Raw genomic sequence first — 21,679 nt, forward strand, 5'->3', positions numbered from 1 at the left:
ATTGCCGTCTCAGCGCGCTTCGAGCGCGATCTTCGCTCCGAATCCTAGAAGAACTGTTCCGGTTATGCGCTCGAGTGCCTGTCGCACTCGGGGCTTCTCGAAGGTGCTACGCGCTCGCGAGAGAAGGACCACGTAGCCACTGAGCCACACGATGGTGATGGCTGCGTGGATGAGCACCAGCAATGCAAGCGACGGTCCCGTCGGCCACCCGGCCGGAACCAACTGCGGCAACAGTCCGGTGTAGAAGACGGCGATCTTGGGGTTGAGCAGGTTGGTGGTGAAGCCCGTCTTCCATGTCCCGGCCTTCTGCGATCGTGGAGCGTCGGCATTGTGTTGCATCCGCGACGTCCGGCTCTCCCACAGTGCTCGCACACCGAGATAGATCAGGTAAGCCGCGCCGGCGAGCTTGACCACCGTGTACGCCTCGGCCGACGCGGCGAGGATCGCCGAAAGCCCGAGGACGGTCAACAGACCCCACACCAGAAGGCCCGAGACGATGCCGGCCGCTACCCGGAAACCGGCAGATCTGCCCGCGCCGAGAGCAGCCTGCGTCACGACGGCCATGTCGGGCCCGGGGACCAGAGTCAGTAGGGCGAGCACAGCTGTGGCGGCGAGCAGAGCGGTCAGCATGCAACAAGTATGAAGTCGGGGTGGGGAGCATTGTCGGCCGGTGGTGTCGGGCCTGTGAACAAAGAGTGGCGCGGCGGTGTGAACTGCATGGACACGCCCGGAAACCGGCGTCTCGCGAGCCCTGTTCGACAGAGTTATGCACACTGTGGGGAAACGAATCGTTGCAGGTAGGAGGAATAACTCTGTTGTAATTCATCCTTTTGTCCACAGGTTATGCACAACTGGGAAGCGGATGTGAATGAAGTTATCCACACCTGTGTGTGCATCGGTGGAGAACTGTCCAACTCCATTGGATACCCGCGAGTAATAAATCCCAACCAGTGGGTTGACCCCGGGACGTTCGTCCTGTCCAATCGAGGGTCAGCGGTAGTCGTGCGATGCTCAGGGGGCGCTTGACGGATGCGGAGATTTGGGTTTGTCGGGATTGTGTTGGTCGTGCTCGCGCTTGTCGTGGGCGGAGTGGCGTATGCCGAACCGGCACCTGAAAACCCACCAGGAGATTCGGCCGGTCAGGCCGGGGCTCACATCAATCGCATAGAGCAGTTGTCGCCCACACGCAGTGCCGTGTTCGTCGAGTCGCCGGCCATGCGGCGCGAGGTGCAAGTGCAGGTTCTGCATCCAGCGTCGAGTGCCGGTTCGCGTCCGTCCTTCTACCTACTCGACGGCGTCAGTGCCGGTTCGGAATCCGGATACTCCGAAAGCACCTGGACTCAAAAGACCGACATCGAAGCGTTTTTCGCCGACAAGAACGTCAACGTCGTTCTCCCTGTTGGCGGTACCGGCAGTTTCTACACCAACTGGAAGAACGACGATCCGAACCTCGGTGTGAACAAGTGGGAATCGTTTCTCGCTGAAGAGCTTCCGGCGTTGATCGATTCTGCGTTTTCCGGAAATGGGACGAACGTGGTCGGCGGGGTGTCCATGGGTGCGCTCGGCGCGGCCAACCTCATCACACATCACCCGACGCTCTACACCGGATTGGCCTCGTACAGTGGCTGTCTCGACAACTCCGAATCGTCCTCGCAGGACTCCGTACGGCTCACCGTGGCCAGCAAGGCGGGCGACGCCACCAACATGTGGGGCCCGGCGTCGGACCCCGACTGGCAAAAGCACGACCCGTCCACCAACGCGGAAACGCTGCGTGGGAAGACGATCTACGTGTCCTCCGGTACAGGTGCGCCCGGAGAATACGACAACGTCTTCACCCCGAGTGGACTGCAGACTGCCATCGAAGGCGGACCGCTCGAGGCGCTCGCTAATACGTGCACACAACTGTTCGAAGCGAGGTTGGGCGAGTTGTCGATTCCCGCAGTGTTCGCGTATCGGAACGACGGCACCCATTCGTGGCCGTACTGGCAAGACGCGCTTCACGATTCCTGGCCGACGGTGAAGACGGCGCTGGGAATGTGAGCTGAGAACTACTCGGCCAGTGCCAGTTCGAGCAATTGGAGGGCGCCGTCACGGGTCTGCGCAGCCGCGATGAACCCGGCCTTGTGGCAGAAGACCGAACTGTCGACGCCCGTCTGGGCGGCAAGATCCGAGCCGTTCAGGCCGCGCCACGGCTCCGGCAACAGCTTTCGTGAACCGAACTTGGAGTCAGCAGGCTTGACCGTCTGAATCGACCAGCCGCCGTTGGTGTTCGGGAAGATGGTGAACAGCAGCTCTGGCTGGGCCGACGCGGCGCGGCCGTGGGGAACGAAGCGTTCCAGCACGACGAAGCGCGGATCCGTTGCTTTTTCGTAGGTCTCGGTGAACTCGCGCTCGGCCGCCGCGTCGCCGGCATACTTGGCGCGCAGGCGAATCAAGACCTGGGTTGCGAGAACGACGGCCAGCTCGAACTGGGTGTCGAACTCCTCGTCGGTGGACGAGATCGGATTGAAAAGGTCCAGCACGGACGACAGATCAAAAGGCTTGGTGCCGTAGTCGTTGAGGGTGTAGATCTCTTGGCCGTTGTCGACGGCGTCGATGCCCTCGACCAGTCGGCTGTCGATACGGCGGAACACGGAGGCGTCGCCTTCACAGAACTGCAGGCCGTATTCCTGCCAGAGCAGACCGAAGGCGGAGTACAGGATGCCGTTGCTGCGCTCGCCGGCATCACGCTGGTGATGGTCGAAGCGCCCCTCGGCCGGGTTGTAGCGACCGCCGACGTCGAGCACGATGTCCGCGCTGCCCAGGACGGACTCGTCACGGCTGCGAACGACGGTGGCGTCGGGGTACAGCTGCTTGAGCAGCGATACGCCGAAGACGTCGTCTGCATGGAACTTGCCGTTATGGGTCGCGATGATCACCCGTCGAGACTAGGCAATCGAGCGCGGGGATGCCTAGTCAGCCGATGGTGCGGATGCGGTCGGTGGCAGGTGGCGAGACCGGTGACCCGGCTGCGAACAGGGCGGTCAAGGCGTCGAGGTCGTTGCCCGCACCGGTCATCTGGGTGGAGTTCTTCAGTGCGGTGAAACCGTCCCCGCCCTCGGCGAGGAACTTGTTCACCACGACGCTGTAGACGCCGTCGGGGGCGATGTCCTGCCCGTTCAAGCGCATTTCCGAGATTCGCGAGCCCGGCGCTGCTCGCCGGTCCAGGGCGTAGGTGAAGCCCGCGGACGGGGAGAGGATGCGCTCGGTAGCGGTGCCGTCGAGGTCGATCTGGAATTGCTGTTCGAGAGCGTCCTTCAGCACCGCTCCTGTGACGGAGAGCACCTCGAGACTGTTGCCGAAGGGTTGCACACCGTAGGCCTGGCGGTAGGTGATCTGGCCGGAAGTGCCGAAGTCCAAGTCCTCGCGCATGCCGCCGGGGTTCGTCAACGCGAGTTGAGCGCCTCGTGTCGATCCGGCGGCGAGTTGAGCGTCGGCGACCAGGTTGCCGAGTGTCGATTCGCCGCTGGGTACCCGGTCCCGTGTCAGATCGGCGGTGATGGTCCCCACCGGTCGCTGAGCGCTTTCCGATGCCTCCGACCAGGCTCGGTCGGCGAGCGCCTGAATATCGGGATCCGGCGAAATATCGTGTGTCACTATCTGATTGAACGCGGACGTCTGATCGCGAACGACCTCGCGGGTGTTGCGATCGATGGTGACGTCTGCGACGGACACGATCCGGCCGTGCGAAGCGCCCTGCATCACGACTCTGGGATTGCCTGCGGGATCAGGGAATTCGCAGTTGTACTGCTGGTGGCTGTCGGCGGTGAAGATGACGTCCACCTTCGGTGACGCACGAAGGGCGATGTCGCGGGCCGGCCCGGACTCGACGTTGCAGTCGTTGGGCCCACCTTCGACGGCCGGTTCGTCCCCACGGTGCAGGAGGACGGTGATGGCTTTGACGCCGAAGAAATCGAGGACGTCGGCGGTGCGGTTGATCGCTTCGACCTCGTCGCCGAACTGCAGATCGGCGATCCCACCCGGTGTCACGATCTGCGACGTGTTGGCGGGGGATATCGCGATGACTCCGAGCGGAATGCCGTCGACCATGTTCACGGTGAAGGGCAGCGTGGCCGGGGTGCCGTTGGTGTACGTCATGTTCGCGGCCATCAGCGGGAAGTTGGCGCCGCCGAAGGACGGACTGAACGTGCACGCATCGACGGCGGAGCAACCGCCGGACTGCATGCGTCGGAACTCGGCGAGCCCTTTGTCCAGTTCGTGGTTGCCGATCGCGGAAGCGTCGATCTTCATCCGGTTCAGGAGTTCGACCGTCGGTTCGTCGTTGAACATCGCCGACTCGAGCGCCGACGATCCCCAGTTGTCACCGACCGAATACAGCAGCGAGTTGGTGGCCTGGCTGCGAAGTTGCGTCACGTAGGCCGCGAGATACGCCGCGCCACCTGCGGGAGTGAGCGAGCCGTCGGCCTGCCTGATCTCGCTGCGAACACCTTCCGGCGGGCGGAGACTGCCGTGCAGATCGTTGAACGCCAACAGACGTACCGACACCGTGTCCTGGGACTCTGCGTTGGCGACGCCACTCAGGGAGGTCGCGGTGGTGGCGAGAAGGGTCGTTGCGAGCACGGCACACGTTCGTGTCATGCGTCGCGTCATGCGTCGTGCTCCCTCACTCGGACCGGCCTCGAACCTCCCTGAGTGTGCCCGTCTGCCGAAACGAATTCCAGTCCTCGGCGTAACAGTTATGTATCGAGTGTCACGCGGTGACGCCGATGCCCGCGGCCTGCTTCGCGACGTCGGTGTTCGCGAAAGCGAGGAATGCGTCGTTCTCGTGTGGATCGCCGATGGTCATCCGGACGCCCTCGACGCCGTACTGGCGGATCAGAATGCCCGCTTCGGTACTCGCCTCGGCAAAAGCGGGAGAGAGTTCTCCGAGGGGGAGATAGACGAAGTTCGCCGACGACTCGGGGACGGTGTACCCGGCTTCGATCAGAGCGGTTCGAACTCGCGTCCGCTCGGCGATGACACCTTCGGTGCGGGCAAGCAGTTCGTCTGCTGCAGCCAGGGAAGCGATTGCGGCGGCCTGCGCAACGGCGCTCACGGTGAACGGGGTGTGCACCTTGCCGAGGGCCACGATGATCTCCGGATCCGCGACCGCGTAACCCACGCGGATTCCCGCGAGGCCGTACGCCTTCGAGAAGGTGCGCAGAACAACCACGTTGGGGCGGCTGCGGAACAGCTCGATGCCGTCGGCGTCCGAGCGTGAGTATTCGAAGTACGCCTCGTCGAGTGCGACGACGACGTGCGCCGGGACCGCGTCGAGGAAGCTCTCGAGCTCTGCCTTCGACAGTGCATTGCCGGTCGGGTTGTTGGGGTTGCATACGAAGATCAACCGCGTGCGATCCGTGATCGCGGCCAGCATCGCGTCGAGGTCGTGGCCGAAGTCCTCGGTCAGCGGAACCTTGACCGAGACGGCATGGCCGACCTGGGTGACCACGGGGTACGCCTCGAACGAACGCCACGCGTAGATGACCTCGTCACCCTGATCGCACGTGATCTGCACGAGTTCCTGGCACAGCGTCACGGAGCCGCAACCAGCGGCGACGTTGGCCGGCTCGACTTTCAAGAAGCTGGCCAGCGCCTCGATGAGTGCAACCGCGGCATTGTCCGGGTAGCGGTTGGCATTGGCGACCGCGTCGGCGACGGCGTCACGCACACCGGGCAACGGCCCTACGGTCGTTTCGTTGCTCGCCAGCTTGATCGCACCCGGAAAATTGCGTCCGGGAACGTAGGCGGGGATGGAGGCGAGGTCAGGGCGAATGTGTGCGGTCACGAGTCGATTATGCGCGCACTGATTTGGTGCGTAGCGGCCGTCTGCGTGTCAGAGTTAGAAGATGTCGGAAATCTTCCGAGCCACCGCGTATCTGCGCGGAGCCGAAGGGGAGGTCGCCACGGCTGTTCCGCTGACCGTGGTGGAGCCGGACGGCCCGACGCGGGGCGGGATCGTCGTCCTGCATGAAGCCCGGAAGTTCAGCCCGGCTCTGCTGAATCTGATGTGCGCGCTTGCCGGCGAAGGGTGGGTGAGCGTCGCACCTCACCTGTTTCACCGCGAACCCGAACACATGCAGGGTGAGGTGTTCGGTGACAACCTCTTCGCCGACTTCGACGCGACCCTCGATTGGCTCGTCGGACGCGAAGTTCTCGCAGACACCATCGGGGTGCTCGGATTCGACGACGCCGGTACCGCCGCGATGCTCGTGGCCACCAGCCGTCCCGTCGGCGCCGCGGTGAGCGTCGCCGCCCGGGGAATCGTCGAAGCCTTGTCGGTGGATGCTCAGGCGCTTGTCGACGCGGCCACTTCCCTGCAGGCGCCGTGGCTGGCGCTGTACGGCGAGGACGATCCCAGCACGCCTCGCGAACACGTGACTCTGCTCCGGGAAGCGACCGCGAAGGCCGACGTCGCGACACTGGTGGTCAGCTACGCCGGACTGGCTCACCGGGCGGACGAGCCGCCACAGCTGTCCGAGGACGCTGACCTCGACGACCCTGATTCGGCCTCGATCATCGAAGCTCAGACCCGGATCTTCGACTGGTTCGACAGCCACCTGCGGTAAGTCCACAAAACAGCCCGCTGACCACACGTTTTGCCTTTGGTGGCGAAGGGTGTGTAATCTTTCGATCCGGCGGTCCGAAAGGATCGGAACCCCCAGGGAGGCGTGCCAGAGCGGCCGAATGGGACTCACTGCTAATGAGTTGTCCCTTTTACGAGGGACCGGAGGTTCAAATCCTCTCGCCTCCGCCAAGCCGGTGATTTTGACCGGCGGGTTAGAAATGATAGAAATTACGACGGTAAGACACGCAAGACCAGCAAGACAACAGAACATGCGCCCGTAGCTCAACGGATAGAGCACTTGACTACGGATCAAGAGGTTAGGGGTTCGAATCCCTTCGGGCGCACAAGAAAGAAGGTCACAGACTTCAGGTCTGTGACCTTCTTTTTGTTGTGGTGCATACGCAATTCTTGAATGTGTGTGAGGTCACCTCGGCGATTTCGGGCGGTGATCCTCGCGATCGTGGGAACCGACAACCGATCCCCGCGACCTATGCTTTCTGCGGAGCAGCCACGCGAACCGAGGAGAACCCGTTGGAGACCGTCGACAGTCGGACGCTCCCGGTCTACTCGGCGGGGGCGGTCGAGGTGCCCTTTGTAATTGCGGGCATGGACGAACTTGTCTCCCGCGAGACCCGGTGGGATGCGCACTCGCACCCGACTCACGAATTGTTGTGGAACGAGCGGGGAGCGTCGAGCGCCACGGTGGGATCGCGCACGTGGACCATTACGCCGACCGTCGGTCTGTGGATGCCCGCCGGCGTCCTGCACTCGGCGATCGCGCCGGCTGGCACCTGGTATCGGGCCGCTCAGCTCGACATCGCGTCAGTTCCTTCTCTGTCCGACGTGCCGGTGGCGATCGAGGTCACTCCGCTGCTGCGGAACCTCCTCGAGCGACTGGCAGACGATTCACTCGGAGCTCCTTCGCGCTCGCTCACGGAGCAGATGGTGATCGACGTGCTGGCACCGTCGCCGAACGAGTTGCTGGTGCTGGTGCCGGACTCGCCACTTCTGCAACCCATCGTCGATGCGATCGGTGACGATCCGAGTGACATGCGAACGCTGTCCGACTGGGCAAGGCTCCTCGGTGCCAGCCCGCGAACCATCACCCGGGTATTTCGGTCGGAGACCGGGATGAGTTTCGGGCAGTGGGTCTCGGCTGTGCGCGCCCAACGAGCGGTGACCCTTCTTGCCCACGGCTTGGATCTACAAGAGGTTGCCGAGCGTGTGGGCTACCACTCGACCAGCGCATTCGGGGCGGCATTCCGACGCACTACAGGCGCTACGCCAGGGATGTTTCGGGCTAGCTAATCGGTCATCTCGCTCTGACTCGATCGCTACACGGGGTGTCCCAAACACGCGATTGCGCCACAATGCCCTCCCGTATACGGTTTAGGCAAACCTCACCTAAGTGCCTGATTGAGCCGGGTTGAGAGCCGTACCCCTTCTCGAGAGAGTTCTGTTTTCATGCGTTCAAAACGCTTCTTGGCGGTGGCCGCAGCAGCGGTCGCAGTCGCCCTCGGCATGACAGCTTGCAGTTCCGACTCCTCGGAGACCGCCGACGGCGGCAGCGCCGGAAGCGGATCCAGCTCCTTCCCTGTCACGATCGAGCACGCTTTCGGAACTACGACGATCGACGCCAAGCCGGAGCGAGTTGCCACTGTTGCCTGGGCCAATCACGAAGTGCCCCTTGCTCTCGGCGTGGTTCCCGTCGGAATGGCAGCGGCGACTTTCGGTGACGACAACGGCAACGGAATGCTGCCGTGGGTCGAGGAAAAGCTCGACGACCTCGGCGCGAAGCCGCCGGTGCTCTTCGACGAGACCGACGGCATCGACTTCGAAGCCGTCTCCGATACGAACCCTGACGTCATTCTTGCCGCATACTCCGGATTGACGCAGGAGGACTACGACACTCTCAGTGAGATCGCTCCGGTTGTGGCGTATCCCGAGGGGCCGTGGGCGACGTCGTGGCGTGACGTCATCAAGTTCAACAGCATGGGCCTCGGCATGGAATCCGAAGGGCAGGAACTGATCTCCACCATCGAGAAGGAGATCGCCGACGAGGTTGCCGCGCATCCGCAGCTTGCAGGCAAGGTAACCATGTTCCTGACGCACGTCGACACCGCTGATCTGAGCCAGGTCAGCTTCTACACGGCGAACGACACGCGCGCCGCGTTCTTCGAGGACCTCGGACTTTCGACGCCGAAGAGCGTTGCCGACGCCTCGACGGGTGGTGAGTTCTCGAAGAAGGTCAGTGCGGAGCGTGTGGACGTCTTCGACGACGTCGAACTGATCGTCACCTACGGTGACCAGGCACTTGTCGACGCACTCAAGGCTGACCCATTGCTCTCACAGATGCCTGCCGTCGCCAATAACGCGATCGTGTTCCTCAATGGAACCGGGCCGATGGGAACGGCGGCCAACCCGACTCCACTCGCAATTTCGTGGGTACTCGGCGACTACGTCGATCTGCTCGCCGGGGCCGCTGGAAAGTCGGAGTGACTGTAACCTCGCAGGATTCGACGTCGGGCGCTCGCGATACGCGGCGCCCGACGTTCGGCAATTCGCTGTGGCTGATCGCCCTTCTCGTTGTCCTCGCGGTGCTCATGTGCGCTTCGATCGTCATCGGCTCTCGTGACGTCGACTGGTCCGATATCTTTGCCGCACTGAGTGGTTCAACGGACAACATCGGTCAGGGCGCGATTGCCAAGCGCATTCCGCGGACGGTGCTCGCGATAATCGTGGGAGCTGCGCTCGGTCTTGCCGGCGCAGTGATGCAGGGGATCACCCGAAACCCTTTGGCGGATCCCGGAATCCTGGGCGTCAACATGGGCGCTTCGCTCGCCGTGGTGATCGGAATGGCGTGGTTCGGACTGTGGACCCAGACCAGCATGATCTGGGTGGCCGTACTCGGTGCAGCCGGGGCGGCGTTGTTCGTCTACGTGGTCGGGTCACTCGGGCGAGGTGGAGCCACGCCACTCAAGTTGGCTCTTGCCGGGGCCGCAACATCGGCTGCGTTTGCTTCGTTCATCACTGCGATCATGCTGCCGCGAAACGATATTGCGGGCAACATTCGTTCGTGGCAGATCGGCGGCGTCGGTGGCGCGAGTTTCGAGGTGATCCGGCAGGGTCTGCCTTTCCTCATTGTCGGCTTCGTGATCTGTCTGCTGTCAGCGCGCAGTCTCAACTCTCTTGCGCTCGGCGACGAGGTTGCATCAGGTCTCGGCGAACGCGTCGCGGTGGTTCGTGCAGTGGCAGCGCTCGGTGCAGTGTTGCTCTGCGGTGCAGCCACTGCCATTGCCGGACCGATCGGCTTCGTCGGTTTGGTTGTCCCGCATCTGTGCCGGTTGCTGATCGGGATTGACAACCGTTGGCTACTACCGTTTTCTGCGCTGACAGGTGCCGGCCTTCTCGTCGCCGCCGACATTCTCGGACGAATTGTCGCCCGGCCGAGCGAAATCGACGTCGGCATCATCACCGCGCTCATCGGAGCGCCCTTCTTCATTTACATAGTCCGCCGTCAGAAAATACGTGAGCTGTGACCACTACATTCGTTACTCCCGAAGTCGAGGTCGACCCAGTCGGAGCAAGCCGTATCCGACGAGGTAGACGCCGCCGCATCGTGATTGCCGTGCTGACGGTCCTCGCCGTCGCCTCTTTCGCGGTCACTCTGATGGTGGGAAAAACCTTCTACCCGCCGTCAGATGTGCTTCGCGTCGTGCTGGGGGAGAACGTGCCTGGTGCCTCGTTCACCGTCGGCCGCCTCCGTCTGCCCCGCGCTGTCCTCGCTGTGGTCGCCGGAATCTGTTTCGGCTTGGGCGGCATCACGTTCCAGACGATGCTGCGCAATCCGCTCGCGAGCCCCGACATCATCGGAATCAGCTCCGGTGCAAGCGCTGCAGCAGCTTTCGCGATCATCTCGCTTTCACTGGGCGGTTCACAGGTATCGGTTTTTGCTATCGCTGTCGGTCTGGGCGTCGCAGTCTTGATCTACGTTCTGTCTTTCCGGGACGGTGTGGCGGGCACTCGGCTGATCCTGATCGGTATCGGCATCGCCGCGATGCTCGACAGCGTCACCGCCTACCTGCTCAGTACCGCCGCCGCGTGGGATCTGCAGGAGACGATGCGTTGGCTCACCGGCAGTCTCAACGGTGCCAACTGGGGTTCGACGGTTCCCGTGGTCCTGGCGCTGGTTGTCCTCGGACCGGTGCTGCTGAGCCAATCGCGCAACCTTTCGACCATCCAGCTCGGTGACGACGCAGCACAAGCGCTCGGCGTCAGAGTGGAACGAATGCGCATTCTGTCGATCATTGCGGCCGTCGGACTCATCGCCTTTGCCACTGCCGCTGCGGGGCCCATCGCCTTCGTCGCATTTCTGTCAGGGCCCATCGCCGCCCGCATCGTCGGTCCGGGAACATCACTTTTGATTCCGTCGGCGCTGGTCGGAGCGCTGCTGGTGCTAGTTGCCGATTTCTGCGGACAGTACGCCTTCGGCACCCGCTACCCCGTTGGCGTGGTGACTGGCGCGCTGGGAGCGCCGTATCTCGTCTACCTCATCATTCGCTCCAACCGAACGGGAGGTTCGCTGTGACCGAATCCCATACTCTGACTGCCGAAAACCTCGAACTCGGTTACGGAGGACGGACCGTCGTCGAATCGCTCGACCTCGCGGTGCCGCCGGGAAAGATCACGACCATCGTGGGCGCCAACGCGTGCGGCAAATCGACACTGCTGCGGTCGATGTCGCGGCTACTCAGTCCCCGAAGCGGTCATGTTCTGTTGGACGGCAAGGATGTTCATCGCCTGCCTGCGAAGAAGCTCGCTCGCACGCTCGGTCTGCTGCCGCAGTCACCGATCGCACCGGAAGGGATAGTTGTCGCCGATCTCGTCGGCCGTGGTCGTCATCCACATCAGCGGGTGCTGTCGAGGTGGAGCCGCGAGGATGACGCAGCTGTCGCCGAGGCGCTTGCGGCCACGGACACAACCGGATTGGCCGAACGATCGGTGGACGAGCTTTCCGGTGGTCAGCGCCAACGTGTGTGGATTGCGATGGCGCTCGCCCAACAAACCGATCTGCTTCTACTCGACGAGCCGACCACCTTCTTGGACGTGAGCCACCAGGTTGAGGTCTTGGACCTGCTCACCGACCTGAACCGGACTCGGGGTACAACGATTGTCATGGTTCTGCACGATCTCAATCTCGCCGCCCGCTACGCCGACTACCTCGTCGCCATGGCCGATCGCCGGGTCTACGCGGCGGGTGATCCTGCCGAGGTGCTCACGAGCGACAACGTCCGCACCGTGTTCGGTCTCGAGAGCCGAATCATCCCCGACCCCATGTCGGGTAAGCCGTTGGTGTTGCCGCTCGGGCGCCACCACGTGCTCGACGACGTGTCGACGTGACGGCGTCGAACGCCCCGGGCGGGCGGATCGAATCCGTGGAACAACTCAATGCGATTCTCGGACAGCCCCATCCGACGATCATGGAGAAGCAGACCGCTCACACGACTCCGTTGATCCGTGAATTCATCGAGCAGGCACGGTTTTTTGTGCTCGCGACATCCGATGCGGCCGGAAATTGCGATTGCTCGCCGCGCGGAGACCTGGTCAGTCAGGTTCTGTTTCCCGACGAGAAGACGCTCGTGCTCCCGGATCGTCCGGGCAACCGGCGCGCTGACTCATACCGGAACATGATCGAGAATCCTCACGTGGGGATCCTCTTTCTCGCGCCCGGGCACGACGAGATCGTGCGCGTCAACGGCACGGCGACTCTGTCCACCGATCCTGATCTGTTGGATTCGATGGCGATGAACGGCAAGCCTGCACAGCTTGCGGTGATCGTGCAGATCGACGAGGCGTATCTGCATTGCGCGAGAGCAATTCTGCGGGCGAAGCTGTGGGATCCGTCGACGTGGCCCGCATCCGATGACGTACCGAGTCTGCGCGACATGATGGCCGAGCAGCACAGCCTGCTGGTCGAGGATCTGGAGCCGGCTCGGCAGGAGGCGTACCGCAAGTACCTGTACTGAGCGCAGATCCGTCACCTATGTCCGATAATGATCCGTGCCTTCAATTGCCTCCTCGCTGTTCTGGATTGCGCTGATCGCGGCCATTGCGCCGATAGTCGCGGGCCTGATCCCGCGTCGACTGGTTCCCGAAGTGGTGTTGCTACTGGTCGCGGGCGCAGTGGTCGGGCCGTTCGCCCTCAACATCGCAGCTGACAGCGAAGCGGTCGGCATCCTGCGCGAACTCGGCCTCGGCATGCTGTTCCTGCTCGCCGGCTACGAGATCGACCGACAGGAACTCAGTGGGCGCGGCGGACGTCGAGCGCTCTACACGTGGCTGTTCTGCCTCGCGCTGGCGTTCACGGTGGTCGCGCTGCTTGGCATGAGGAACGTGATCTCCGCCGAAGCCGCTGTTGCCATCGCGATGACGTCGACCGCTCTGGGCACGCTGCTGCCGATCCTCAAGGACAACAAACTCCTCGACACACGCTTGGGTAAGACCGTCCTCAACCACGGGGCCGTCGGCGAGCTCGGGCCGGTCGTCGCGATGGCGGTGCTGCTGAGTGCCCGTGGTGCCGTACTGTCGCTGATCGTTCTTGCCGTCTTCGCCTTGATCGCTGTCATCGTTGCGGTGCTGCCCGGCAAGCTGATTCACGAAGGCTCGTGGACACATCGCCTGGTGCGGGCAGGGGCGGACACGACGGCGCAGACGACGGTCCGCCTCACCGTTCTGTTGTTGGTCAGCCTCGGAGTGCTGTCGGCCGTGTTCTCACTCGACGTCATTCTCGGTGCATTTGCGGCCGGCTTCATCCTGCGGCGATTGATGCCAGAGGGCGACGAGCGCCTCGAGATCAAGCTCGACGGGATCGCCTTCGGGTTCCTCATCCCGATTTTCTTCATCACTTCAGGCATGGCGATCGACGTCTCGGCGGTCGCCGCCAGTCCCGGCATACTGATTGCGTTTTTGATCCTGATCGTTGTAGTCCGCGGCGTGCCGGTGTTCTTCGTGACCAAGTTCGAGAAGGTCGAACCACCCTTCACCACGCGCGAAAGTGCGCAAGTCGCGTTGTACGGGGCTACCGGCCTGCCCATGATCGTGGCGGTCACGGGCGCGGCCGTCGACGCGCATCAGATGTCCTCGGACAACGCGTCGATTCTTGTCGCGGCCGGGGCGATCACGGTTCTATTGCTGCCGATGCTCGCCACTCTCTTGACGAAAAAGGAGAAAGTGTCCTGATTCAGAGATCCAACTGCTCGTCGAGCCAGTCGAACATCCGCTGATCAGTCAGACGCCTCGCCATGGGCTGGCAGTGGAAGTTCGCGCCCTCGGCAGCGGTGAAGGGAACCACCGTCGTCGGTCCGCCGGATAGGGCGGCAAGCCGCTTGGATTGACCGGGCCAGAATTGCTCGTCTTCCGGATCGGTGATGAGCAGGGGAGTGGAGATCGAGCCGGCGACGTGTTCGAGGTGGTACTTCCGAACCTCGGCGAGAGTGTTGTAGTAGCCGTCGGCGAGGTACGGACGCGCTCGGAAACGCCAGATTCGGGCGCTGTCCTTGGAGAATTTCATTCCCAGCCCTATCGCCATGTCGCGGTCGAAGGCCTCCGACTTTCCCTCGTCGAGTAGCTTCTGCATGTTCTTGGGGATATGGGCGAGCCACGACGCGGCCACGTCCACGACCCCCGGATCGGCGATCGCTGCCGCGATCCGATGCTCGAACGCCAACGACTGGGGCACCCAGTACCCGCCCTGACTGATCCCGTACATCGCCAGCTTCGACGCATCGACGTCCGGCCGGTCCACGAGATAGTCGACGACGGGCGTGATGACGGCTTCCCAGTCGTGACGGAACGGGATGTTGCGCTCGAAGAGCATCGACTGCTGACCGGGACCGTCGAACATCAACACGTTGTAGCCCCGCTCGAGCGCCCCGGCACCGCCGCTGCCCCACAGCCCGCTGATCGGGCCGTCGCTACCGTTCACCATGATCAAAGTCGGCCGTCGCACGTCCCCGGGCGGCCGGAAGAAGTACCCGGGCAGGTAGGTGTCCTCGTAAGGGATCCGGACGCGTTCGACGGGCTGGGCGGTGGTGTCGACGAAGCGGTCCCACGCCTGTCGGTGACGTTTGAAAGTGGGGACCAGAACCGAATCGTCGCTGAGACCGTCGACGGCGTTGATCGCCACACCGAAGTACGACGCCGCCCGCAGGTACGCGTTGGACGCGCTTCGCGAATGCCCGGCCTCGGCTGCCTCATCGGCCTGCCCGAATACCCGTGTGCCGAGGTCGAACCAGGCCTCGTACCAGCCTTCGAGGTCCTTCTCGCCGACGTGAGCGATGGCCGAGAGCACTTCGCCGGTATCTGCCGCGCCGAAGGTGGCTTGCCCGAGAACGACTCGTAGCTCGAAGTCGAAGGACTCGTTGCGATAGAAACCAGCAGTGAACGCCTGGTGCGGATGGGCGAAGAACGACGACGCGAGAGACATGGGCACACCTTCGCTAGTTCGGGGCAGCCATTTTCAGTTGTAGTTCCAGGATCGCCCGAATCGCTTGCCGGAAAACCTGTCAGCGCGGCGACGCCGGGAGCCCGGTGGATGGCGGCCTCGACATCGCAAATGCCAGGGTGCACAACCACAACGACATTCCCAGCACCTGCGCACGTTGAGCGATACCCAGTCCGAGATTACCGCCGCCGGAGACTTCGATGCTGTTGGTCGTCAACATCCACACCGTCGCAAGGGAAGTCAGGATCAGAATGGTCAGACCCGTCGTCCGCAAAGAAGGGTGCTCGCGATACCTGAGCGCTCCCACGGTGAATGCGATCATCGCGGTGAAGATCGCGAAGACCGCCACGCTGCTCGTCAACGCGTGAACATGGTGGAGCTGCGGAAGTAGACCGTCGGGTGCGCTCGACGGGCAACCCTCGCCCGAGCATTCGAGGGGGAACGACGCGTCGGCGATGGTCGCGATGCCGAACACCGCCAGCGCAATCCAGCCCGTGACGTAGAGCCTTCGCCGGGGCGTGATCAGCAGGCCCAGCGCTCCGGAGATCAACATCAAGATTGCGGACAGGACATCGGCGTTACCGAAGACATCGCGGTATTTCTGGTTCTCGGCATCGAGTTCGCTGAGGAACGATGTCACCGGGTCGAGGCCGGTGTCCAGGAAGAATTCGAGAATCCACGACGAGTAGACGATTCCGCCCAGAGCCAGCGCAGCCACCAAACCCCACCGCGCAACGTTGCGTTCCTTCACGAAATCGAGCTTACGGACCTAGCAGGGCTTTCTGGACGCGTTCGGCCGCTACCAGCGGATCTTCGTGCTCCCAGATGCGGATGACGGTCCAACCCTGCTCTGCCAGACGTGCATCGGTGTCGCGGTCTCGAACCACGTTGGCGGCCAACTTGTCCGTCCACCACTGCGCGTTGTTCTTGGGAAACGTCGCATGCTGCGGGCAGCTGTGCCAGAAGCATCCGTCCACGAACACCGCGACTTTGCGGCGTGGAAATACCAGATCGGCCCGTCGGCGAACACCTTTGACAGGCGCTCGGTCCACGAAGTACCGGAGTCCGCGTCGATGCAGCTCGCGTCGAAGTGCGATTTCGGGTTTGGTGTCGCGCCGACGCTGAGCGCTCATCCGAGCGCTGGTGGCAGGATCCGTCGCAGGCACCGTGGTTCCCTCAGCCGTCGGAATCTTCGCTGTCTTCGGGATCGGACCAGGTGGGCGCAAACCTGTTGCGACGCTCCACTTCACCGTGCACGACGGTCACGAAGTCGGTGAACGAGAGCGTCTGAGCTTCGGTGGGGCGTCCGTTGCGCGGCGGCGGCTCGTCGACGTCGAAGAACCGGACTGCACCATCGGGTTCGTAGAGTCCGATGTAGACCTTCTCGAAGAGGTCGTAGCGCGTGTCTTCGGCGCCGAGATCCACCCAGGCCTTTCCCGGAACGCCGACCACCGCGCGCTTGCCTCGGCCCGAGCGCTTCGAGAGCGTCGTGACGTGGTGCGCAAAAGAGGATTTGCCGGTGTCGCTGGTCTTGGTCGGGTCGCCGTCGTCGCACGTGGCGTACGGCTCGAACATGACGGCGACCAACACGCTGTACGGCTGACGTTGATGCAGAACCATTGCCTCGCCACGCAATTCGTGGTCGTTGCGGACGATGTTCTTGGTCCACCGTCCCAGCTTGCCGCTGCGGGGACTGTAGTCCTGGAAGTTGTACGTCTTGATGGAGACGCAGAGGATCAGGCCGAGAGTGGGGTCGAGTGCCTTGACGTCCAAGCGCTTTCGGCCCTTGGCGACATCGACTGTTGCCTCCTGGCCTTCACCGGACGCCGTCGGGGTGATGTTGGGATACAGCGGACGCAGAGCGTCGGCCACCGTCTGTGCCAGTTGATTGGACAGTCGCTGGGCGTAGTTCTTCTTCTCGCCGCGATCGGCGTCGGCCGGGGGCTTGTCGCCCGCGAGTTGCAGTGCACTCCACAGTGGTTGGTGTTCCGGCTCGGAAAACAGCGTTTCAGGTTCGGGGAACAGCGAGTCCGTCATGCTGCGGCCTCGGGGTATCCGCCCATCCGCTCGAGATGGCTTTCGACGTCCTCGATGAAACCGGGGATGAACCGAAGATTACCCATGCGTGCGCGCTTGAGGAAGCCGGCGGTGGCCCGAGCCGACAGCAACCGCGTGTCTTCGAGGAAGCCGCTCAGATCCTCGTAGTCGTACTGGACCGGCCAGGTCGAGGTATGGACGCGGAAGGCCTGGCGGTTACGGCCCCAGGCCGCACTCGGCCAGGCGTCGCCCGGTTCGAGTGGCGTCTCGCCCGCGGCGTCGTATTCGATGGGATCGCTCAACCGGCCACCGACCCACGACGCCATCCGCACGCTCACGGCATTGCCGACGAGCTTCCAGCGATGGCTGTGGCGTAGGCCGGGAACCTCGACGGACGGCAGCGTCCAGTCGGGATCGAAACCCTGCAGTCGCTCGGCATCGACTAGACCGGGAGTGACGATCTCACCTGACGGCAACCGGACTGCCGGCTGACTGGGGATGCCGACGGACGAGCCGCCCTTGAGCGTCGGCACGGCATTGACGGCCCATCCGAGACCGCGAGTGCCTTCGGTCCAGTAGAAGCCGCAGGGGTAGTCCGCGGGATCGCCACCCAGGCGCTCGCCGGCGTCCTGGCCGAACAGGATTTCGCGGGGATCATCTGTGCGCGAGGCAAGCATGATGACTCGCTGGCGACGCTGGGGGAGTCCGAAGGCGCGGGCGTCGACCACCCGGTACGCCCAGGTGTATCCGAGGTCTTCGAGGGCGTCGGTGATGTGCCGCATGGCGGCGCCCTTGCCGAGCTGGAGCATGAACGGAACGTTCTCGATCAACAGCCAGCGCGGGCCCTTCTTACGCTTGACCAGACGGAACACCTCGTCCACCAGGCCTGAGCGTGCGCCGGTGATGCCTGCCGTTTTGCCGGCCTGAGAGAGGTCCTGGCAGGGGAAACCGGCGGCCACCAATTCGATGTCACTGGGCAGCGCGCGAAGTTTGGTGACGTCACCGTGCAACGGCACGTCGGCGAAACGCGAACGGAGAACTGCCTGCGCGCCCGGATCGATTTCGCACAGCAGTTCGGTGTTCCACCCATGTTCCGAGAGCCCCAACTCGAGACCACCGATACCGGCAAACAAACCCACCATGCTCCGCGACGACGTCACAGCACCCTTCCTCACGAACCGACCTAGAAGCACGGTACTCGAGAACTCCGACACCGTTTGCCAACTATTCGGTCCGCGGCGTGCTCCTTACGGAAGAACCGTTGTGAAACGCCTTACATCGAGATCTTCGGGGCCGATCGAAGTCCCTAAAAGGTCCCTGATCGAAGCAATAACCCGAACCAGCGGTGCTCCGTGCCCGTTCGTCCATTACCGTGGTCGGGTGAGCATCCAACCTTCCGGTGACGCGTCCTGGCCCGCGGTATTGACCTGGCAGGCCCACAACGCTCCTCGTATGGAGTCTGTTCGTGTGCAGCTGAACGGAAATCGCATCAAGGCTTCCGGCCGGATCATCGGTGGAGCCTGCAGTGAGCACCCGGCATTCAGCGCGTCGTACGACCTGGTCACCGACGAGGCCGGCATCACCCGCCGGTTGTCCGTGCGGACCGCCCTGGCCGCCGGTGAGCGTCAGATGTCGATCAGCCGGGACGAAGAAGGCACCTGGATGGTCGAGAACGGCGCCAGTCACCAGCGCTCTGCGTTCGATGGCGCACTCGATGTCGACGTGATCCTCAGCCCGTTCTTCAACACGCTGCCCATCCGTCGCGTCGGTCTGCAGAACGACATCGAAGACGCCGAGGTGCCGGTCGTCTACGTAAACCTTCTCGACCTGCGCGTCGAGGGTGCGACCATCACCTACAGCTCCGGCGCCGACGGAATCAGTGTGCTGTCCCCGGTGTCCAGCTCGACGTTGTCCGTCGATACCGAAGGCTTTGTCCTCGACTACCCGGGTCTGGCAACTCGTATCTAGGTTTCGTATCTCCAGGTTGCGTAGTTCTAGGTTGCGGATCGCCGGATGACGCCGCCGCGTCGACCGGCGTCTCGCATCCGGTTGATCCAGTCGGGTTCTCCGGCCTGAACGTCTTCGATGTCCCACCGCTCGTGCGACTCGTAGGCGCCGCGCGCCGCGAACCCTGCGTCCACCAATCGTGCCGTCGAGCCGTTGTCGAGCAGATCGGTACGTGCACCCTGCAAAAGGTCGAGCGCCTCGTCCAGCGCGACCAGCAGGGCGTCGCGGTTGCCCTCGCACATCGCCCGCACCAGGCCAGGAGCGCTCCCGGCCACGCGAGTGCCGTCGCGAAATGATCCGGCAGCCAGCCCGAGAGCCAGTTCGCCTCCGGCAGCTCCGGTGATCGCAAGCGTTTCCGCGAGCAGGTGAGGCAGATGCGAGATTCGCGCGACTGCTCGATCGTGCTCGAGAGATTCGGCCGGCACGACGACCGAGCCGCAGTCGAGTGCAAGGTCGGCGACCTGCGACCACACGTCTGCGTCGACGCCCTCGTCGGTGGCAACGACCCACACCGCGTCGACGAACAGATCGGCATCCCCGACCGCCCAACCCGAAGCTGACGTCCCCGCCATCGGATGACCGCCCACGAACTTGGCGCTCAAGCCCGCTCGTTCGACCGCGGCCTTCACTTCACCCTTGACGCTGACGACGTCCGTGATCGGATTGTCGGGCGCATGCGCGGCGATTGCCTCCAAGGTGGCGTCGACGGCAGGCATCGGCACGGCGACCACGATGATCGCGCCGCTTTCGTTTGCTCTCTGCAGCACTGAAACCAGATCGGTGTCGGCGTCGAAACCGTCGGCTCGGGCCGCGTCGGCGGACTCGCTGGAACGGTTGTAACCCCACGCCCGGCGGCCGGATCGGACGGCGGCGCGAAGTAGCGAACCGCCGATCAATCCGAGGCCGAGAACGCAGACTGGTGGGGCGGAATCGATCGCAGACACGAGTTCAGGTTGGCACATCGATGCTCGGACTTCACTCACTGGCACCAGGCGGGCTACCGTTGCGCCATGGGTGCACAGCGCGCGGGTAACAAGAGCGCCTCTTCGAACCAGTCGGAGGAGCTTGAAGGCTTCGGTGTCGCGGTGGTCCGTGAAGAGGGGCGTTGGACGGTCAAGGCACTGACGCCCGACGCGTTGACCTCGCTCTCGGCCGCCGAAACGCAGCTGCGTGAGCTGCGAAGTTCGGGTGCCGTCTTCGGTCTTCTCGACGTCGACGACGAGTTCTTCATCGTGTTGCGTCCGGCGCCGTCGGGCACGCAGTTGCTGATTTCCGACGCGACCGCCGCCATCGACTACGACATCGCAGCCGACGTCCTCGACGCCTTGCACATCGAGATCCCCGACATCGACCCGGACGACCTCGACGATGTCGAACCCTGGGAAGAGGGCGATCTGTCCGTGCTGGCCGATCTGGGCCTGCCGGAACCCGTGCTCGCCGTCATCGCGGCCGAGACCGATCTCTATCCGGACGAGCAGTTGGGGATGATCGCGCAGCGACTCGGGTTCGCATCCGAGTTCGGCGCAGCGCTCGACAAGCTCCCGCGCTAGATGACTCTCGCTGACGATCAGCGCATGATCCGTGCGGCCATCGTGGCCGCACGTTCCGCCTCCGACGCAGACGTCCCGGTCGGGGCAGTGGTGTTCGACGCAGACGGCGTCGAAGTTGCTCGGGCCTCCAATGCCAGGGAAGCGTCGTCCGATCCGACCGCGCACGCCGAAATCCTCGCGTTGCGTGCTGCCGCAAAAACCTACGGTGACGGCTGGCGCCTGGAAGGTGCGACGCTTGCCGTGACCCTCGAGCCATGCACGATGTGTGCGGGCGCTCTGGTCCTCGCCCGGGTTTCTCGGGTCGTTTTCGGGGCGTGGGAGCCGAAAACCGGAGCCGTCGGATCATTATGGGACGTAGTTCGAGATAAAAGATTGACCTATCGGCCGCAGGTGCGCGGCGGGGTCCTCGAGGACGAATGCGCTGGGCTTTTGGAAGATTTCTTCCGCGAGCAGCGGGCCTGAATTCGGTATTCCCCATCGAGAGTGATCGCACACTCGGGTAGCCGGATCCATCAATCGAGGGCATGGTGGAGGCAGATGCCGTCAGGGCATCGGCGGATCGTCGGAAGGCGATTCGTTCGCGTTCACAGAGGAGTACTCATGGGAATCGCAGACAAGGCTCAGAACAAGGCCGAAGACCTCGGGGGCAAGGCCAAGGAAGCTGCTGGCAGCGCTACCGGTGACCGGGACCTCGAAAACGAAGGCAAGGGCGACCAGGTGAAATCGGCCGTCAAGGATGCAGGCGAGAAGGTCAAGGACGCCGCGTCCAGCATCAAGGACAAGCTCACGTAATACCGCTCCACCTGGCGATTTCAGCCACGGGCACTCCATCCGGTAAAGTCACCAACGGTGGCGTGTCCGAGCGGCCTAAGGAGCACGCCTCGAAAGCGTGTGACGGGTAACCCCCGTCCGAGGGTTCAAATCCCTCCGCCACCGCCAAAGCTCCCCACCTGTTCACGCAGGTGGGGAGCTTTT

The 21,679-nt window shown here is 63.4% G+C and carries 23 protein-coding genes and 3 tRNA genes; 16 read left to right on the plus strand and 10 right to left on the minus strand.

The window, feature by feature from the left end:
* Positions 1-9: 9 nt before the first annotated feature.
* Complete coding sequence (locus RHP72_RS01700; RefSeq protein ID WP_007731691.1) at positions 10-630, minus strand: LysE family translocator; 621 nt, start codon at positions 628-630, stop codon at positions 10-12.
* Between the two features lie 399 nt (positions 631-1,029).
* On the opposite strand from RHP72_RS01700, the gene RHP72_RS01705 reads away from it, so the two are divergent.
* On the plus strand, positions 1,030-2,040 hold the full coding sequence (locus RHP72_RS01705) for an alpha/beta hydrolase family protein (protein WP_256933304.1): 1,011 nt from the start codon (positions 1,030-1,032) through the stop codon (positions 2,038-2,040).
* 8 nt (positions 2,041-2,048) lie between these two features.
* On the opposite strand, the gene RHP72_RS01710 is transcribed toward RHP72_RS01705, so the two are convergent.
* The 3 genes from RHP72_RS01710 to hisC form a co-directional block, all read right to left on the minus strand.
* Positions 2,049-2,918, minus strand: a complete 870-nt coding sequence (locus RHP72_RS01710) for an MYG1 family protein (RefSeq protein ID WP_047271521.1) — start codon at positions 2,916-2,918, stop codon at positions 2,049-2,051.
* Between the two features lie 37 nt (positions 2,919-2,955).
* The gene (locus RHP72_RS01715) at positions 2,956-4,650 is read right to left on the minus strand and encodes a bifunctional UDP-sugar hydrolase/5'-nucleotidase (protein WP_218695374.1); all 1,695 of its coding nucleotides are present in this window, start codon (positions 4,648-4,650) and stop codon (positions 2,956-2,958) included.
* A gap of 100 nt (positions 4,651-4,750) precedes the next feature.
* A complete protein-coding gene (gene hisC / locus RHP72_RS01720; RefSeq protein WP_007731684.1) occupies positions 4,751-5,827 on the minus strand; it encodes a histidinol-phosphate transaminase in 1,077 nt (358 codons plus the stop codon).
* 61 nt (positions 5,828-5,888) lie between these two features.
* Here hisC and RHP72_RS01725 point away from each other — a divergent pair, with 61 nt between their 5' ends.
* From RHP72_RS01725 to RHP72_RS01770, 10 genes are all read left to right on the plus strand, one after another.
* Positions 5,889-6,608: a dienelactone hydrolase family protein gene (locus tag RHP72_RS01725; protein WP_003943860.1), complete on the plus strand. Its 720-nt coding sequence runs from the start codon at positions 5,889-5,891 to the stop codon at positions 6,606-6,608.
* A gap of 96 nt (positions 6,609-6,704) precedes the next feature.
* Positions 6,705-6,796, plus strand: a tRNA-Ser gene (locus tag RHP72_RS01730).
* An 82-nt stretch (positions 6,797-6,878) separates the two neighbouring features.
* Positions 6,879-6,951 (plus strand) — tRNA-Arg (locus tag RHP72_RS01735).
* Between the two features lie 46 nt (positions 6,952-6,997).
* Complete coding sequence (locus RHP72_RS01740; protein WP_311094231.1) at positions 6,998-7,915, plus strand: AraC family transcriptional regulator; 918 nt, start codon at positions 6,998-7,000, stop codon at positions 7,913-7,915.
* Positions 7,916-8,071: 156 nt separating this feature from the next.
* Positions 8,072-9,106: an iron-siderophore ABC transporter substrate-binding protein gene (locus RHP72_RS01745; RefSeq protein ID WP_311094232.1), complete on the plus strand. Its 1,035-nt coding sequence runs from the start codon at positions 8,072-8,074 to the stop codon at positions 9,104-9,106.
* Positions 9,103-10,146, plus strand: a complete 1,044-nt coding sequence (locus RHP72_RS01750; RefSeq protein ID WP_003943862.1) for an iron ABC transporter permease — start codon at positions 9,103-9,105, stop codon at positions 10,144-10,146. The genes RHP72_RS01745 and RHP72_RS01750 overlap by 4 nt, the downstream gene beginning before the upstream one ends.
* On the plus strand, positions 10,143-11,195 hold the full coding sequence (locus RHP72_RS01755) for an iron chelate uptake ABC transporter family permease subunit (RefSeq protein WP_311094233.1): 1,053 nt from the start codon (positions 10,143-10,145) through the stop codon (positions 11,193-11,195). Before RHP72_RS01750 ends, RHP72_RS01755 begins: the two co-directional genes overlap by 4 nt.
* On the plus strand, positions 11,192-12,007 hold the full coding sequence (locus RHP72_RS01760) for an ABC transporter ATP-binding protein (RefSeq protein ID WP_050655593.1): 816 nt from the start codon (positions 11,192-11,194) through the stop codon (positions 12,005-12,007). The genes RHP72_RS01755 and RHP72_RS01760 overlap by 4 nt, the downstream gene beginning before the upstream one ends.
* Positions 12,004-12,633, plus strand: a complete 630-nt coding sequence (locus RHP72_RS01765) for a pyridoxamine 5'-phosphate oxidase family protein (RefSeq protein ID WP_311094234.1) — start codon at positions 12,004-12,006, stop codon at positions 12,631-12,633. Before RHP72_RS01760 ends, RHP72_RS01765 begins: the two co-directional genes overlap by 4 nt.
* 34 nt (positions 12,634-12,667) lie before the next feature.
* Complete coding sequence (locus RHP72_RS01770; protein WP_073512856.1) at positions 12,668-13,846, plus strand: cation:proton antiporter; 1,179 nt, start codon at positions 12,668-12,670, stop codon at positions 13,844-13,846.
* A 1-nt stretch (position 13,847) separates the two neighbouring features.
* On the opposite strand, the gene RHP72_RS01775 is transcribed toward RHP72_RS01770, so the two are convergent.
* The 5 genes from RHP72_RS01775 to RHP72_RS01795 form a co-directional block, all read right to left on the minus strand.
* Positions 13,848-15,092, minus strand: a complete 1,245-nt coding sequence (locus tag RHP72_RS01775) for a S9 family peptidase (RefSeq protein WP_064442991.1) — start codon at positions 15,090-15,092, stop codon at positions 13,848-13,850.
* A 79-nt stretch (positions 15,093-15,171) separates the two neighbouring features.
* Positions 15,172-15,861, minus strand: coding sequence for a DUF998 domain-containing protein (locus RHP72_RS01780; RefSeq protein WP_311094235.1), 690 nt, complete (start codon positions 15,859-15,861; stop codon positions 15,172-15,174).
* 10 nt (positions 15,862-15,871) lie between these two features.
* Positions 15,872-16,276, minus strand: a complete 405-nt coding sequence (locus RHP72_RS01785; protein ID WP_019746481.1) for a very short patch repair endonuclease — start codon at positions 16,274-16,276, stop codon at positions 15,872-15,874.
* Between the two features lie 10 nt (positions 16,277-16,286).
* Positions 16,287-17,147 (minus strand): hypothetical protein, encoded by an 861-nt coding sequence (locus RHP72_RS01790; RefSeq protein ID WP_065455092.1) that lies wholly within the window; start codon positions 17,145-17,147, stop codon positions 16,287-16,289.
* Positions 17,144-18,289: a DNA cytosine methyltransferase gene (locus RHP72_RS01795; RefSeq protein WP_030535749.1), complete on the minus strand. Its 1,146-nt coding sequence runs from the start codon at positions 18,287-18,289 to the stop codon at positions 17,144-17,146. Before RHP72_RS01795 ends, RHP72_RS01790 begins: the two co-directional genes overlap by 4 nt.
* 238 nt (positions 18,290-18,527) lie before the next feature.
* On the opposite strand from RHP72_RS01795, the gene RHP72_RS01800 reads away from it, so the two are divergent.
* On the plus strand, positions 18,528-19,115 hold the full coding sequence (locus RHP72_RS01800) for a putative glycolipid-binding domain-containing protein (RefSeq protein ID WP_073512852.1): 588 nt from the start codon (positions 18,528-18,530) through the stop codon (positions 19,113-19,115).
* Positions 19,116-19,141: 26 nt separating this feature from the next.
* Here RHP72_RS01800 and RHP72_RS01805 read toward each other — a convergent pair whose 3' ends face one another.
* Complete coding sequence (locus tag RHP72_RS01805; RefSeq protein ID WP_054827397.1) at positions 19,142-20,116, minus strand: prephenate dehydrogenase; 975 nt, start codon at positions 20,114-20,116, stop codon at positions 19,142-19,144.
* Positions 20,117-20,164: 48 nt separating this feature from the next.
* Between RHP72_RS01805 and RHP72_RS01810 the strand changes: the two genes are divergently transcribed.
* The 4 genes from RHP72_RS01810 to RHP72_RS01825 all read left to right on the plus strand — a co-directional run bounded on the left by RHP72_RS01810 (position 20,165) and on the right by RHP72_RS01825 (position 21,643).
* Positions 20,165-20,704 (plus strand): tRNA adenosine deaminase-associated protein, encoded by a 540-nt coding sequence (locus RHP72_RS01810; protein ID WP_003943823.1) that lies wholly within the window; start codon positions 20,165-20,167, stop codon positions 20,702-20,704.
* Positions 20,705-21,166, plus strand: a complete 462-nt coding sequence (locus tag RHP72_RS01815) for a nucleoside deaminase (protein ID WP_003943976.1) — start codon at positions 20,705-20,707, stop codon at positions 21,164-21,166.
* A gap of 138 nt (positions 21,167-21,304) precedes the next feature.
* The gene (locus RHP72_RS01820; RefSeq protein WP_003943869.1) at positions 21,305-21,496 is read left to right on the plus strand and encodes a CsbD family protein; all 192 of its coding nucleotides are present in this window, start codon (positions 21,305-21,307) and stop codon (positions 21,494-21,496) included.
* 56 nt (positions 21,497-21,552) lie between these two features.
* A tRNA-Ser gene (locus tag RHP72_RS01825) sits at positions 21,553-21,643 on the plus strand.
* Positions 21,644-21,679 lie beyond the last annotated feature (36 nt).

The sequence above is a fragment of the Rhodococcus sp. SG20037 genome, from assembly GCF_031763325.1.
GTDB classification, from domain to species: Bacteria; Actinomycetota; Actinomycetes; order Mycobacteriales; family Mycobacteriaceae; genus Rhodococcus_F; species Rhodococcus_F qingshengii.